Raw genomic sequence first — 15,973 nt, 5'->3', positions numbered from 1 at the left:
ATGGACCTGGTTCTGTGATTAGAGCGTACGTGCAATCTCTTTAACTTCAAAGAATTCCAGTTGGTCGCCCACTGCAATGTCGTTGTAGTTTTTGAGTTTGATACCGCACTCGAAACCTTCTTTGACTTCGCGAACGTCGTCTTTGAGGCGTTTGAGGGAGTCGATGTCGCCGGTGTAAATGACCACGTTGTCGCGCAACAAACGGAATTTGGAAGAGCGCGTAACTTGACCATTGGTAACCATACAACCTGCCACCGTACCAATTTTGGAAGCCACGAACACTGTGCGGATTTCGGCCATACCAATGACTTCTTCCTTCTGCTCGGGGGCCAACATGCCAGACATGGCGGCTTTCAATTCATCGACAGCGTCATAAATGATGTTGTAGTAATGAATGCTGACACCATTGCCTTCGGCTTGTTTGCGCGCGCCGGCATCGGCTCGCACGTTGAAGCCAATGACCACCGCTTTGGACGCAATGGCCAAGTTGATGTCGGACTCGCTGATACCCCCCACAGCTGCGTAAACCAATTGAACCTTGATCTCGTCGGTTGACAGTTTGAGCAATGAAGCGGCCAAGGCTTCTTGCGAACCTTGTACGTCGGCTTTGACAATGATGGGCAAAGTTTTGACTTCGCCAGCACTCATGTCGCTGAACATGTTTTCCAACTTGGCGGCTTGCTGCTTGGCCAGCTTGGTGTTGCGGAACTTACCAGCGCGGTAAGTGGCAATTTCACGAGCTCGACGTTCGTCGCTGAGAACCATGAATTCGTCACCTGCTTGCGGTACTTCCGTCAGACCCTGAATTTCGACAGGGATGGAAGGGCCCGCAGTTTTGATGGGCTTTCCGTTTTCGTCCAACATGGCGCGAACACGGCCAAATGTTTGACCTGCCAACACCACGTCGCCAGTAGACAAAGTACCCGATTGAACCAGAACGGTGGCCACAGGACCACGCCCTTTGTCCAAACGCGCTTCAATGACCAAGCCTTTGGCGGCTGCATCAACCGGCGCTTTCAACTCAAGCACTTCAGCTTGCAAGAGGACTTGTTCGAGCAATTCGTCAATGCCGGCACCGGTTTTAGCGGACACGCCTACGAAGGGTGAATCGCCACCGAATTCTTCAGGCACCACTTCTTCGGCAACCAACTCACCCTTCACGCGGTCGAGGTTGGCATCAGGTTTGTCGATCTTATTAATGGCCACAACAATCGGTACACCCGCTGCTTTGGCGTGCTTGATCGCTTCTTTGGTTTGTGGCATCACACCGTCATCAGCGGCAACAACCAAGATCACAATGTCGGTCGCTTGAGCACCACGTGCACGCATGGCCGTGAAGGCCTCGTGACCTGGCGTGTCCAAGAAGGACACCATGCCACGGGCAGTTTCAACGTGATAAGCACCAATGTGTTGCGTGATACCCCCTGCTTCGCCAGAAGCCACTTTGGCTCGGCGGATGTAGTCCAGCAGAGACGTTTTACCGTGGTCAACGTGACCCATCACTGTCACCACTGGGGCACGTGACAACAAAGGCGCATCGCTTTGTGACACTTCCTCGTCGGTAAATGCTTCTGGATCGTCAAGCGCAGCAATGACAGCTTTGTGGCCCAGCTCTTCCACCACAATCATGGCGGTGTCTTGGTCCAAAGGCTGATTGATGGTGACCATCTGGCCTAGTTTCATCAATTGTTTGATAACTTCAGAGGCCTTGATGGCCATCTTGTGCGCCAACTCAGCCACTGTGATGGTTTCGGGCACGTGCACCTCAATAACGCGCGCCTCGACGGGTGCTGCTTGGGTGTGTTCTTCACGATCACGGTCATTGCCACGACGGTTTTTAGGTCCGCCGCGCCAGTTGTTGCGGCCAACACCACCACTGGTGTCGCCACGCGTTGGGATGGCTTTCTTTTTGGTCGCTGGATCACCAGCCCAGCTTGAAGAAAGCTTGGCTGATTTAATTTCTTTGTTACCACCAGGCGCCGCATCTTTGGCATCCGTCGAAGCAGGCGCGCGTTTGGCGGTAGCACCTGCGACCTGAGCCGGTTTGTGCAAAGTGCCTTTTGCGGCTTTGGGATCCGCTTTGGGTTCTTCTTTGACTGGGGCTTTTTTGGCCGGACCACTCATCATGGCGCGAATGGCTTCCGCCTCCGCCAATGCTTTGTTACGGCGCAAGTTCAAATCACGTTCGCGTGCAGCTTCATCAGCCACAACGGCTTTGGCTTCGAGCTCTGCCTGATCTTCAGCGGCTTTTTTCTGCGCTGCTTTTTCAGACAATTTGACTGCTTCAGCATTCACACGTTCGGCCTCAGCAGATTGTGCAATGCTGGGGTCAACGGGTTTAGAGGCTGCGTTGATACTGTCAGCTTCATGTTGAGCGGCTGCAGCTTTGGCGCTGCGAATGGCTGCAGCCTCTGCGGCAGTTTCTTCGGGCGTTTTTTGAGCTGCGTTAGCAGCCAATTCGGCTTCTAGAGCTTGCGCTGCTAAGCGTTTGGCCTGTTCTTTGGCCTCGCGCTCGATCCGCTTTTCTGCAAGCGCTTCCTCTTGTCGACGAAGCAATTCGGCTTGGCTGCGTGCTTCTTCTTCACGGCGCGCCAATTCAGCATGATCGATCAAGGGTGCAGCTGGCTCTGCAGCTGCGGGCGTTTGTTCAGTTTCTAATTCGTCATCGCGTTTGATGAACGTGCGTTTTTTGCGAACTTCAACTTGGATGGTGCGCGCTTTACCTGTTGAATCAGCCTGTTTGATTTCACTGGTTGATTTTTTAACCAAGGTGATTTTTTTACGCTCACCTGTGGCGGTGCCATGGCTCGCTTGCAAATAACTCAGAAGCTTTTGCTTGTCTGTTTCAGTCAACGCATCGGATGGCGCTGACTTGTTGACACCTGCAGAGCGCAATTGCTCAAGCAAAGTGTCGGGTGATTTTTTGAGTTCGCTGGCGAACTCGGCGACGGTATTACTGGACATATGGGGTTCTTGCCTCCTTGAATTTAGGCCTGACCAGTGAACCAATGTTCACGGGCTTTCATGATCAGGGCGGTGGCTTCACCATCGGTTTGTCCGGTGATGTCAGTGAGTTCGTCGGTGGCCAAATCGGCCAAGTCGTCGCGAGTGTGAACGCCTGCCTCAACCAATTTGGCAATGAGGTCGGGTGTTAAACCCTCGAGGTCACGCAAATCTTGCGAGACGTCTTCCACGCTTTCTTCGCGTGCAATTTCAAGTGTGAGCAAGGCATCTTTGGCACGTGAACGAAGTTCGTTGACCGTGTCTTCGTCAAAGCTTTCAATTTCCAACATTTCTTGCAAGGGCACGTAGGCCACTTCTTCCAAGCTGGTGAAACCTTCTTCGATCAAGATGTCGGCAATTTCTTGGTCCACATCAAGTTTGTCCATGAACAAAGCGCGAATGCCCGTTGTCTCTTCGGCTTGCTTTTGAGCAGACTCTGCAGCATCCATGATGTTGATTTTCCAACCGGTGAGGTCGGAAGCCAATCGGACGTTTTGACCGCCACGGCCAATGGCAATGGCCAAGTTTTCTTCATCAACCACCACATCCATGGCGTGCTTTTCTTCGTCCACCACAATGGACTGAACGTTGGCCGGTGCCAAAGCACCAATGACGAATTGTGCGGGGTCTTCACTCCACAAAACAATGTCAACACGCTCACCCGCCAATTCGTTGGTCACGCCATTGACGCGTGTACCGCGAACGCCCACGCAAGTGCCAATAGGGTCAACACGTTTGTCGTGAGACAACACGGCAATTTTGGCGCGAGAGCCTGGGTCACGGGCGCAAGATTTGATTTCAAGAAGGCCCTGTTCAATTTCGGGAACTTCTTGACGGAACAATTCAATCATGAACTCGGGTGATGAACGCGACAAAATGATGGGCGCACCACGCAAAGTCAGGTCCACTTCCATGATCATGGCGCGAACGCGGTCGCCATTTCGCAAATTTTCCTTGGGGATCATTTCGCTGCGACGCAAACGACCTTCAACACGGCCAGACTCGACAATGATGTCGCCCTTGTCCATGCGCTTCACAGTACCGACCAAGATTTTTTCGCCGCGTGCCATGAATTCGTTGAGCAACATCTCGCGCTCAGCGTCACGGATCTTTTGCAAGATGACTTGTTTGGCGGCCATGGCACCAATGCGGCCAATGGGCAAAGACTCGACGCTCTCTTCGATGTATTCATCAACTTCGATGTCAGGAATTTGCTCGAGTGCTTCAAACAAGAGAATTTCTTGATCAGGCAACTGCAAACCCGCTTCATCAGGCACCACGTGCCAGCGGCGGAAGGTTTCGTAATTGCCGCTGTCGCGGTCAATGGCAACACGAATGTCCACATCGCCTTCGTAAAGTTTTTTGGTGGCTTGGGCCAATGCAGACTCCACAGCACCGAACACGATGTCACGCTCCACGTTCTTTTCACGTGAGATAGCTTCAACCAGCATCAACAGTTCGCGATTCATGTTAATTCTCTCCTAAGTCTATTTTGGGCTTACGGCCCTTGAAATCAACCACTGGCGCAAGACGCGCCTCTCTTAATTCGTCTAACCTGAAACCCAGCACTTGCATGGGAACTGGCGGTCTCTTTTTACTGACACGCGCACCAGGCTTGGGCTCTGGCGCATCGGACCACACAATTTGCCATGTGTTCTCGGCATCTGCTTTTTCCAAGGTGCCCCGAAACTTTTTGCGCAAAGCGTTGACCAATCCAGCCGCAGCTTCGCCCATGGGGGCCTTCAGGGTGATGTCAATCAACTCACCTTCAAAGCGAGCCAAATCGCGGTCATTTCGCAATGGACGGTCAATGCCGGGGGAAGACACTTCAAGACGGCGATATTCAACACCGTCAACTTCCAAAGCAAACATCAATTGCCTGTTTACTTTTTCGCAGTCTTCCACCGTGACAAAGGGAATGTCCATTCGGTCAACGCCTTCTGCCCAGATGTTGTCGATGGTGATGCGCACAAGGCCTCCGGCAGAGCGTTCAATCTCTACCAGCTCGTAACCCAGTCCGGTTACTGTTTCTTCAACAATCTGCTGCAATGCCACGCGAAATCAGTCTTTTCATTCAGGTTTCAGGACTTGAAAAATGACAGGTAATTACCCTGCTCATTAATCGATCGACCAAAAAAAACGGGCGGTGAAAACCCGCCCGTTTGGTCGTGAAGCTCGCATTCTAATCCATAAATCCTTGATTTGGAACGATTTTGTTGGAAAAAAGCGCCAATTTAAGACAGTGCCGTGTTGAGTTGCGGCACGGCTGAAAGCAAGGATTTTGTGTAGGCATGCTGTGGATTGTTCAAAATTTGAGAAGCATCCCCCATTTCGACCATTTCACCAGCATGCATCACGGCAACACGGTCAGCCAAATAGGCGACCACCCCAATGTTGTGTGTGACAAACAAATAGCTCACGCCCAAATGGTCCTGCAATTCACGCAGCAAATTCAAAATTTGGGCCTGCACAGAGACATCCAAAGCAGAAGTTGGCTCATCACAGACAATCAGGCTGGGCTTGACAGCCAGAGCGCGAGCAATGGCAATGCGTTGGCGTTGCCCGCCAGAAAACTCGTGGGGGTATCGGTCCAGAGCATCTGCTCGCAAGCCCACTTGATCCATCAGAATCTTCAAGTCTGCTTTTCGTTGGTCCACCGACCATTCGGGGTGAAGACTCTTCATGCCCTCCTCCAGAATTTCCTGAACACGCATGCGGGGATTCAGTGAAGCAAATGGGTTCTGGAAAATGATTTGCATTTGCTTGCGGGAAGCTTGCAATGCCTGTCCCTTGAGTTGAAACAGGTCTTGTCCTTGCAAGATGGCTTGTCCCGTCACTTGGGTCTGTGGTGTCAACAATTGCAGCAAGGATTTACCGATGGTGGTCTTGCCACAGCCAGACTCCCCCACCAACGCCAAGGTCTGCCCCCTTTGGATGTCAAAACTAACGCCCTTCACTGCTTGGAAAGTTTTTTTGCCACCCAAAACGCCACCGCCCATTGAATAAGTCACCGACAAATTCTTGACAGACAGCAACACGGCGTGGTCCAAAGAGGTCGCTTGGGCTCGCTCCAACAAAGGAGGCAAACTCAAAGACTGCAAACTGGCATCATGCACCCGAACACAGCGAACATTGTGCGTATCAGACAAGGCGGTCATAGCGACAGCTTTGTCTGTACAAACTTCAGTTTGGTAGGGACAACGTGGCGCAAAGCGGCAACCTGTGAAGGTTTGCGTCAGAGGCGGCACCGTGCCATGAATGGCTGCCAATTGACGACCTCTCAAATCTTCACCTGGCAAAGCTTGCAACAACAATTTGGCATAAGGGTGCGAGGGACGGACAAAGAAGTCAGCGGCAGAGGCCACCTCCACAATTTGTCCCGCGTACATCAAGGCCACTTGATCAGCCATGCCACTGACAACGGCCAGGTCATGGGTAATCAAGAGCATGGCCATGCCACGTTCTTGTTGAAGGCTCTTGAGCAAGTCCAAAATTTGCGCCTGAATGGTGACATCCAAAGCGGTGGTGGGTTCATCCGCAATCAAAAGATCGGGTTCAGCGGCCAGGGCAATGGCAATCATCACTCGCTGCAATTGTCCGCCCGACAATTCAAATGGGTAACTGCCCATTCTCCGTTCGGGTTCTGGCAAGCCTACTTTTTGAAGCCACTCGATGGCCCTCTTTCGAGCCTGTTCTGCTTGGAGGTCGGTGTGCTGAAAGATCACTTCCAAAATTTGATCACCCACAGTCATCACGGGATTCAAACTGGTGGAGGGCTCTTGGAAAATGATGGAAATGCGGCGTCCGCGGATGGAACGCATTTGTTTTTCACTCAGGTCAAAAACATCGACATCGTTCAAATTGACTTTGCCGTTTTGAATGACCGCGTTGTCGGGCAACAAGCGCAGCAAAGACAACGCTGTCATCGACTTGCCACAACCCGACTCACCGACCAAAGCAAAAGTTTGACCTTTTTGCAAGGTTAAATGAAGGGCATCGACGGCCCTCGCCATGCCTTGCTCGGTTTGCAAGTCGACCACAAGATTCTGAACGTTCAACTGCTGACTCATGCGGCCACCTCTTGCGTTGTGTTCGCCACGGAACTGGCACTGCGTAAACGGGTTCGGGGGTCAAAAGCATCCCGAACTGCATCGGCCAACAAATTGGCACTGAGCACAATCAGAAACATGAACCCAAATGCGGTGGCCAAGGTCCACCAAACCAAAGGCGTCGCGGCCAACTCAGCACGCGCTGTGTTGATCATGACGCCAAAACTTGCCGTCTTAGGATCGACGCCAACACCGACGTAAGACAGAACGGCCTCAGCCAATACAAAACTTGAAAATTGCATCACCGTATTGATCAGCACCAAATGCATCAAGTTGGGAACAATGTGCCGCCAAAGAACTCGGGGTGTTGAAACGCCAAAAGCACGTGCCGACTGGATGTACTCCAACTCTCGCAATTTCAAGGTTTCACCGCGAACCAAGCGGCATAAACCTGTGAAGGATGTGATGCCCAAGATTAAACACAAGAAGAACAAACGTGCGTCAGCGCGTTCGAGTGAGGTTTCAAAAACACCTTGATTCTTGTCGATGAACACTTGCAACAACAAAACGGATGCAGCAATCAGCAGCACATCCGGAATGGATGCCAGCAAGGTGTACAGGTATTGAATCGCTTCATCCACCCAGCCCCGTAAATAACCCGCAGTGACGCCGAGTAGCAATGCCAAGGGCAGTACGACGAGCGTGGTGAGGCCGCCTATGACCAAAGCCGTCCTGACGCTTTTCAATGCAAACACCAAAACAGAGTTGCCTGTTCTGTCAGTGCCAAAAACATGGTAGCCCTGCGACAGCATCACAACCCACGTTATTGACATGACCAGAACCGCAAACGTGATGGTCATGGATCGCCAAGGCCAGAGGGTTTGGCCATTTCGAAAGCGCGTCAAAACGACAGAGAAAGATTGACCTGTTTGAGCCATTGCAAGAGCTAATCCCAGCAACATCAAACTCACAACGATGGCCGCCCCCAATCCCAGTGCAGTCCACGATTTGCGCGAGACATCTGCAGAGAGCTCGGAGGCTGGATCTTGCAAATGTTTGCCGCCAAATCGCAAGCGCGGATAGTCACGCACCGAGACGCCATCGCGCTCAAAGGTTTCTTTTCTAAAAGCCACAGCAGACAAGGGCTCTGAATAACTGCGCTCTCGTGCTGTCGCCAAGGGCTTCAACAAGTTGTCTAAAAGAGAGCTGGCCTCAGAGGAATACTGTGTGCTTGTTTGCCCTGTGGAAGCCGGCAATGCTTCTCTGTAATGAACAGAGTCGGCCAAAGCAATGACCAAGAAAAAGCCCAGCACTATGCTGCTGACCATGGAGACGGGGCGTTGCATGGCCAAGCGCCAATTGGCCCTTAAATTGCGGTCGGAGCGCACTCGCCACATGTACCAAAGTACAAACAGCAAAATGGCATAAACGAATAAATCGGTGAGTAAAAATACAGGTTGCATGGTGCGCTTATTGCAAACGAATGCGAGGATCAGCCAAGGTATAGCTGATGTCGGTCAATATCAAACCAACGATGTACAAAAAGGAGCCTATGAAAACCATGGCTCGCACGATGGCAAAGTCTTGGCCCGCAATGGCTTCAATCAAATAACTGCCTAGGCCAGGAATGGCAAAAAATGACTCCGTGATGAGACTGCCCATGAACAGAAGCGGAATGACCGCTACAGAGGCACTCAAAATGGGAATCAAGGCATTGCGAAGCACGTGCACCAACAACACACGCGCTTCAGACAAGCCTTTAGAACGTGCTGTACGCACATAGTCCTTGCCAATTTCCTCCATGAACAAGGTGCGATTGAATCGCACCTCGCCCCCCAAGCGCGCCAAGATTCCAACGGCAATGGGCAGCACCAAAAACCGCCAAGCATCCATGCCAGGCGCAAAGCCAGAAACAGGCATCAATTGAAAAACCCTAGAGAACATGAACTGTCCCATCACAATGAAAAACAAGGAGGAGATGGACATGAACACCACGCACAAAACGGTGCCCCAAAAATCCAAATAGGTGGCCCGGAAAAAAGCCAAGCCGAGGGCCAGCACAATCGAAATGCCCAAACCCACCACAAATGTTGGTAAAGCCAAAGCGATGGAAGGACCCGCACGTCGGACAATTTCAGAAGCAATGTCGCGTCCGCTGTCTGCACGACCAAAGTCAAAAGCAAACATGCGCAGTGAACTGTCCAAAAATAAGGTGTTGGTCACTTGAGCCACGCCCTGCTCTTTTTCATTGAAAAACAGAGGTCGGTCGTAGCCGCGTTCAGCTTTCCATTTTTCAATGGCATCGGGCGTGACGCGTTTGCCACCGAGCTGCATGCGTGCCATGTCATCCGGCGTATTTACTTTGAAAAACAAGACAAAGGTTAGCAAGTTGATGCCAATGAGAATGGCAAAACCGTAGGCCAATTTTCGGGTTAAAAATCTGAACATCACATGCTCCTTGTTGAGGTGGCAGAACCTTGAACGGCTCGCTGTGACTGTCGCCGACGCCAGGCTTTCCATGCAGGCCATGCAACGGCCAATAGCAGCAAGGGCAGGATGGCCAAAGGCCACCAAATGGCTTGGTTCCATTCTTTGATTTTGCTGGTTCTCAGTTGGGGGTCAATGCGCAAATAGGGCAAGCTGTCACGGATGATGTTGGAAGGCTTGCCGTTACCTACCCACTGGTGATAAGCCCCACCAAACTCTTCTGACCAACCGTACAACATGGGCATTTCGTCCTGCATGATCTCAATCATTCGACCAATTAGGGCAGCGCGCTCGGGCGTGTCGTCCAGGTCCTTCATGCGATCAAAGAGTTGATCGAATTCAGGATGCGCAAAATTGCTAGAGTTTTCACCATCAAATTTGGCCTTCGAATTAGGGCCGTACAACAAGAACAAGAAGTTCTCAGGATCTGGGTAATCGGCCAGCCAACCCCAGAAGAAAAATTGCGCGGAACCTTTGCGCATCTTGTCTTGAAAACGGTTGTAGTCTGTGTTGCGAATTTCTATTTGGATGTTCAACTTGGCAAATTGCTTGGCCACCCAATCCAAACGAGCTTTGTAACCTGGACCCACACCCTGCGTGTCGTAATTCAAAACCAAAGGCTGCCCTGTTTTAGAGTCGCGGCCCTCTGGATAGCCTGCTTCAGCTAGCAGCTTTTTGGCAACCTCAATGGATTTGCGTTTGTATTTGCCATCGGCCGCAATGTCGTAAACCACAGGATTGGGTTTTGACAAGTTGTTGCCAAACAAGCCTGGCACCACAACACTGTGATTGACCTGCGCACGGTCATCTTCAAAAATGGACACGTACTCTTCAAAGTCAAAAGCAATGGCCAATGCTTGGCGTAACTTCTTATTGCGAACACGGTCCTCTGGCGTTTTGCCGAGTCCCACGACGGGGTCGAGCCAATTGAAACCAAAATGCCAAAAACCGACTTGAATGGTGCTGGGCAATTGAATTTTGCGCTCCAACAATTCTTTGGCGCGACCTGTACCATCTTGAATCGACACTTGATAACCAATGCCAGGCTCACCACGTTCTAATTGAGGAATGTCGTAATAACCTTGGATGAATTTGGTCGCAACCGAAGTGGCTTCCTTTTCGATCACCGAGACCACCTTGTCCACGAAGGGGGTTTTAAGACCACAGTCTTTCAACAAGCCCTTTTCTTTGTCCCCCTCTTCGCCTTCACAGGGATAGGGAACGCCTCGGTAGTTGGGGTTGCGCACCAGTTCCATGCGCGAATTGGGAATGTATTCGGTCAGCATGTAAGGGCCCGTACCCACGGGCCAGGTGTCTGGGTTCAAGTTGCGACGAGACATTCCCGCTTGTGCATAAAACGCATCGACTTCCCATGGAATGGGCGCAAAAAAGGTCATGGCCAACCAATATTTGAATTGCGGGTATTTGCCCACCACTCGAATTTTCAAGGTGTGCGCATCAAGCACTTCAACGCCAGTCAGTTTGTGTTCTCTGAAATCTAGCCAAGGCAAATGACCGAAAGGTCCCACCTCTCGCGCTGACTTACCCTCTTTGAGTTTTTCATTGAAAGCTTTGATCTCTTTGCCATAATCTGCCAAGCCCACAATCTTTTCTGACAAGAAACCAAACGAAGGTGACTTGATGCGAGGTGTAGCCAAACGTTTGATGGCGTAGGCATAGTCTTCAGCCAGCAATTCTCGCGTGCCCATGTGCTCAAAATCGTAGGGACGGCGCTTGCCCTCTAAATCGGATTCTTTCAATGACAAGTACCGATGCTTGCCATCAGGCGTCTTTGCAAATGCAGGGTGCGGTTGGTATTGAATTCCGGGCTCAATTTTCAGCTCAAAGACACTTTCAGCAATTTGATCAGCTGGTGTTTGAAGAGGCACTTCACGACCATCTTTGCCCACAAACTTGACACTGGGCATGTCGGTCAAGGTGCGAGGCACCAACTCATAGGGGCGCTTCAAGTAGTGGTACTTGAGTGGCGGTTCATACACCGCATAAGTCCAAGGCGTTTCATTGTTGCTGTACGAGGACGTTGAATCCAAATACTTAGGTGATTCTTGATAAGAGCTGAAGAGGACATTCTCAGCCAACAGTGCTTTGGGCACAGGTTCATTGGAGACGCCACCACAAGACTGGAGCACAAAGGCAAGCCCGCAGATGGCAGCAAAACGCTGAAGTCGATGAATTGAACTGAACATGATGATTGTTTTTGAAAGATGGCGTACTTTATCTCAAGCGACATGAACTTTTCGCCAGCGCCCTCTAAAGAAAAACGCCTCGAAATCGAGGCGTTTTTAGTGGATATCAAGACAACTTAGTTAAAGATGTACTTGGCAGTCAAGCGCGAGTAGCGACCTGTGTTGTTGTACAAACTAGAAGAATACCCCTGTTGCACCGTGGTGCTGGTGTTGGAGCCAGGATAGTAAGGCGCTGGCTTGTCAAACACGTTGGAAATGTTCAAGCCCAATTGCAGGTTTTTGATGCCGTTGTACATGTACCCCACGTCAAAGGTTTTCCATGAAGGCACTTTGCAGTCAGGGTAGTAGGTGTTGTACAAAGCAACGCCACCCAAAGATGTCGCTGTTTTGGGCTGACCTGAACCATAGTGGCAATAAGCAACAGGGTACTCAGTGGCACCGTCATAACGACGCATCATGGAAATAGACGTGGTCATTTTCATGGCGGCCAAGAAGATGTGTGAGCCTTGCTCTAAAGCTGTCGACAAAGTGAAACGATTGCGTGGAATGGCGCCAACAGAAGTTGCCCAGTCATTCAAACCACCAGCAGTGCCTACGGCATTGCGCATGAAGTCGCCAGGCGCTTCGGCACGCATGTAAGACATCAAGTGCGTCATTTTGAATGATGAAGTCAAACGACCATACTCACCCAAGTTGTTGCGTGACTTCAATTCCAGGTCAATACCCGTGATCTCTGTGGCACCTTGGTTAACCCAAGGTGTTTTGACAGCAATCAAAGGACCTGTACCAGGAATAGGATTGCCATTGGCATCCTTCAATTGGTTCAACGGATTGGTGTCGCGTGTGATGGCGTCTGCGGGGAAACGATCGGGGTGCTCAAGCAGGTAGGTTGCGCTGCCCAAGGCCACTTCGTTCTCTTGACGAACCTTGTAGGTATCGATCAATACATCGATGTCTTTTGTAGGCGAATAGATCATGCCCAATGAGAAGCCTTTTGATTTCTCTGGTTTCAGATCTGGGTTGGAACCGCCCACACCAGAGACGCTCTTGGAACAATCAGCTTGTTCTGCACCAGCAACGGGTGTTACGCCATCAGGACAACGAATAGGATCAACTGTACCATTCAAGAAGAATTGTGCACCACCAGAAGCTACCTGAGACAGGGCGGGCGCACGGAAGCCTTCTGAGTAAGTACCCCGGAAGGCTAAGCCCTCATTGGCAATCCACTTGGCGCCAACTTTAGGCACAAAATTTGTTTTGAAACTTGGATATTTGTCAAAACGACCGGCAAAGTCCATTTCAAAGGTTTTTGAGAACGGCGTACGCACTTCGAAGAAGGAAGAGACGACATCGCGTTTACTTTGAATGGCAGTTGTAGAAAGCCCCAAAATATCCCCGCGAGCATTGGCGGGATCTGGATCGATGGAAAGCCGCTCTTGGCGAGCTTCAACGCCAACAGCCAAACCAATTTTGCCACCCGCCAACTGGCCAAGCTCAGTCGTAGCTTTTGCATCCCATTGAGCAATTTCAGCAATGCCGACATTGGTCAAATCTTTGGTGATGGTGGGATCTGCCGCCAAAGATGCTAACGAGCGCTTGTCAGTGATCAGCTTGCGCAATGTTGGCAAGTACAAGAAGCCGTAGGCTGTTTCTTCACGGCGAGATTGGTTCCAGAGTACTGCGCTCTCCCAATCCCATGCACCTTGAACGCCCTTCAAGCCGCCCAATAAGCGGACGTTTTGATTCAGTAAGTCGTTACCTGTTTTAAGATTTTCAAATCGATAAACGACGGCTGAACGTGCATCTGTGAAAGGATTGTCTGGATGGCCAATTGGTAAAATCGCTTGGAAAGGCTCTGCAATACCACCAACTAAGAAGTTGGTGGTTGGCGATGTACCGCTAATGGTTCGTGCAGGAGCGCGATATGTGCGACGTGTGTCATTGAAAGCAAATTCACTGAATGCAGACAAATTTTCATTGATTCTGAACTTGCCGATTCCTAGCAAGCTGAAATCTTCGCCCTCGGTTTGCACATCGGTAAATGCATCGCCATCGTAGTTACAGAATGTTCGGCCAAACAAGAAACTGGACGAAGCAATACCGTATGCGGCACTGCCCACCAATTGCTTGGATGGATCACAGTTCAGTTTGTTCAAGATGTTGGGCGAAGTCGCATTTCCAGTCGTGAAGAACGATTTGGAATTGAGTGCACGCTCTTTGAAGAAAAAAGGCTGATCTGTTGCGTAGCTGTAATACGGGATCAAACGGTTGTTCATTGCTGCGTATTCAGAGGCACGGATGTCAAATGAGCCATCACGCACCGTTGTCTTGTTTTGAGAAGACAAATCGAATGACAACATCAGGCTTTTGCCATCTGCTTTGTAATTGCCCATGCCTACAGTGCCATTGACATTACGACGACCAAATTCTTGGTTGTCATTGGCACCAATGCTGGTTGAAATTTCGCCACCCACAAAACCGGTTTTGGTGATGAAGTTGATCACACCCGCCATGGCATCAGAGCCATAAACGGCTGAAGCACCGTCCTTGAAAATCTCAATGCGCTCGATGGCAGAGACTGGGATGCTGTTCAAGTCATACAAGGTCGATTGACCATTGTTGGGATTGGCATACGCGGAGGGCGTCATGCGACGGCCATTCAGCAAAATCAATGTAGAGGTAGAACCCAAAGCACGCAGAGATGCGGTGGCCACGCCACGTGAGAAACCATTTTGATCCGGTGTGTCGTTGTAACCACCCACGCCCATTGAAGGGACTGCCTTCAACAATTGCAAAACACTGGTGGCACCCGATTGCTGAATCTCTTGGGCAGAGATTGTTTGAATGGGAGATGTTCCCTCTTTATCAGCACGCTTCAAGTTCGAGCCAGTGATGGTGACTTCCGCAAGACCCGATTGCTGGGCGAATGCCATGGGCGAAACACCAGCAGTCATGAGAACCATAACAGCCAGGCTAATTTTGGATGGCTTAAACATCAAGCGACCTTTCAAATCAAAAAATAATAGATTTGATGTTTTTAGTCGAAAAGTTACTTTTGTTAACTTGGGAATTACACGAGTAGGGTCTTGATGACGACAAACCTTCGTTTTCTATAGAATTCAAAATATACAGACAACGAATACTTGATAATTACTTTAAAAATAATATTGATTCATTGAATCAATTCAAAAAGTTAGAAATGTTGCAAGCAACCAACAAAGAGCGTCATCGTCTAGGACAGGCCAGCATGTCAAAATGTCGAATTAGATAACTTTCCTTTCACACCATGAGCTTCCTTGCTGGCAAAAAAATCCTGATCACAGGCGTTCTCTCCAACCGTTCTATCGCTTACGGCATCGCCAAAGCTTGTCATGAACAGGGTGCTGAATTGGCTTTCAGCTATGTGGGCGAGAGATTCAAGGACCGCATCACAGAATTTGCGGCTGACTTTGGCTCCAAGCTGATCTTTGACTGCGATGTGGGAGACGATGCGCAAATTGACAAATTGTTCAAAGATTTGTCGCAACACTGGCCACAATTTGACGGTTTTGTTCACAGCATCGGCTACGCCCCCAGGGAAGCCATCGCCGGCGATTTCATTGAAGGCCTCAGCCGTGAAGGCTTCAAAATTGCGCACGACATCAGTGCGTATTCATTTCCAGCCATGGCCAAGGCAGCCCTCCCATACTTGCGCGAAAACGCTGCTTTGCTCACCTTGACCTATTTGGGCGCCCTCAAAGTGGTACCAAACTACAACACCATGGGTTTGGCCAAGGCATCCTTGGAAGCCTCTGTGCGCTACTTGGCAGACTCTTTGGGACCCAAGAAAATTCGCGTCAACGGCATCAGTGCCGGACCCATCAAAACTTTGGCCGCCAGTGGCATCAAAGACTTCGGCAAAATTCTGAGTGCTGTTGCAGCCGCATCCCCCATTCGCCGCAACGTCACCATTGAGGATGTTGGCAATACAGCCGCATTTCTGATGAGTCCTTTGTCAGCAGGCATCTCTGCCGAAATTGTGTATGTCGATGGTGGTTTCAGCCATGTTGTGGGTGGTATCGGCGAAGCTTAATTTTCTAGTCGCATCCCCTCCCAAAAACAACGTCCTAGGGCGTTGTTTTTTTTTAACATTACCAAAAATCAGAATAGCAATTTTCACAAATTTGTCAGATATTTAGAGGATGAGTAACTGAAATGTAACTTTTGGTCTTTTCTCAGCCGTACACG

At 50.3% G+C, this 15,973-nt stretch carries 9 protein-coding genes; 1 reads left to right on the top strand and 8 read right to left on the bottom strand.

Annotation, left to right across the window (positions count from 1 at the left end; all coding sequences use genetic code 11):
- Positions 1–18: 18 nt before the first annotated feature.
- The 8 genes from infB to L103DPR2_RS08725 all read right to left on the bottom strand — a co-directional run bounded on the left by infB (position 19) and on the right by L103DPR2_RS08725 (position 14,700).
- Positions 19–2,964: a translation initiation factor IF-2 gene (gene infB, locus L103DPR2_RS08760; protein WP_055360743.1), complete on the bottom strand. Its 2,946-nt coding sequence runs from the start codon at positions 2,962–2,964 to the stop codon at positions 19–21.
- A 23-nt stretch (positions 2,965–2,987) separates the two neighbouring features.
- Positions 2,988–4,472 carry a transcription termination factor NusA gene (gene nusA / locus L103DPR2_RS08755; protein ID WP_055360742.1) on the bottom strand — a complete coding sequence of 495 codons (1,485 nt, stop codon included), beginning with the start codon at positions 4,470–4,472 and terminating at the stop codon, positions 2,988–2,990.
- Position 4,473: 1 nt separating this feature from the next.
- Complete coding sequence (gene rimP / locus L103DPR2_RS08750; protein WP_055360741.1) at positions 4,474–5,058, bottom strand: ribosome maturation factor RimP; 585 nt, start codon at positions 5,056–5,058, stop codon at positions 4,474–4,476.
- Positions 5,059–5,237: 179 nt separating this feature from the next.
- A complete protein-coding gene (locus tag L103DPR2_RS08745) occupies positions 5,238–7,073 on the bottom strand; it encodes an ABC transporter ATP-binding protein (protein ID WP_055360740.1) in 1,836 nt (611 codons plus the stop codon).
- On the bottom strand, positions 7,070–8,515 hold the full coding sequence (locus L103DPR2_RS08740) for an ABC transporter permease (protein ID WP_055360739.1): 1,446 nt from the start codon (positions 8,513–8,515) through the stop codon (positions 7,070–7,072). Before L103DPR2_RS08740 ends, L103DPR2_RS08745 begins: the two co-directional genes overlap by 4 nt.
- Before the next feature lie 7 nt (positions 8,516–8,522).
- The gene (locus tag L103DPR2_RS08735; RefSeq protein ID WP_055360738.1) at positions 8,523–9,500 is read right to left on the bottom strand and encodes an ABC transporter permease; all 978 of its coding nucleotides are present in this window, start codon (positions 9,498–9,500) and stop codon (positions 8,523–8,525) included.
- A complete protein-coding gene (locus L103DPR2_RS08730) occupies positions 9,500–11,746 on the bottom strand; it encodes an ABC transporter substrate-binding protein (RefSeq protein WP_055360737.1) in 2,247 nt (748 codons plus the stop codon). The genes L103DPR2_RS08735 and L103DPR2_RS08730 overlap by 1 nt, the downstream gene beginning before the upstream one ends.
- Before the next feature lie 116 nt (positions 11,747–11,862).
- A complete protein-coding gene (locus tag L103DPR2_RS08725; RefSeq protein WP_197274859.1) occupies positions 11,863–14,700 on the bottom strand; it encodes a TonB-dependent receptor plug domain-containing protein in 2,838 nt (945 codons plus the stop codon).
- A gap of 332 nt (positions 14,701–15,032) precedes the next feature.
- On the opposite strand from L103DPR2_RS08725, the gene fabI reads away from it, so the two are divergent.
- Complete coding sequence (gene fabI / locus L103DPR2_RS08720; protein WP_055360735.1) at positions 15,033–15,818, top strand: enoyl-ACP reductase FabI; 786 nt, start codon at positions 15,033–15,035, stop codon at positions 15,816–15,818.
- Positions 15,819–15,973: the final 155 nt, after the last annotated feature.

It is taken from the genome of Limnohabitans sp. 103DPR2 (genome assembly GCF_001412575.1).
GTDB lineage: Bacteria > Pseudomonadota > Gammaproteobacteria > Burkholderiales > Burkholderiaceae_C > Limnohabitans_A.
This window is presented reverse-complemented; position numbering and strand designations above follow the sequence as displayed.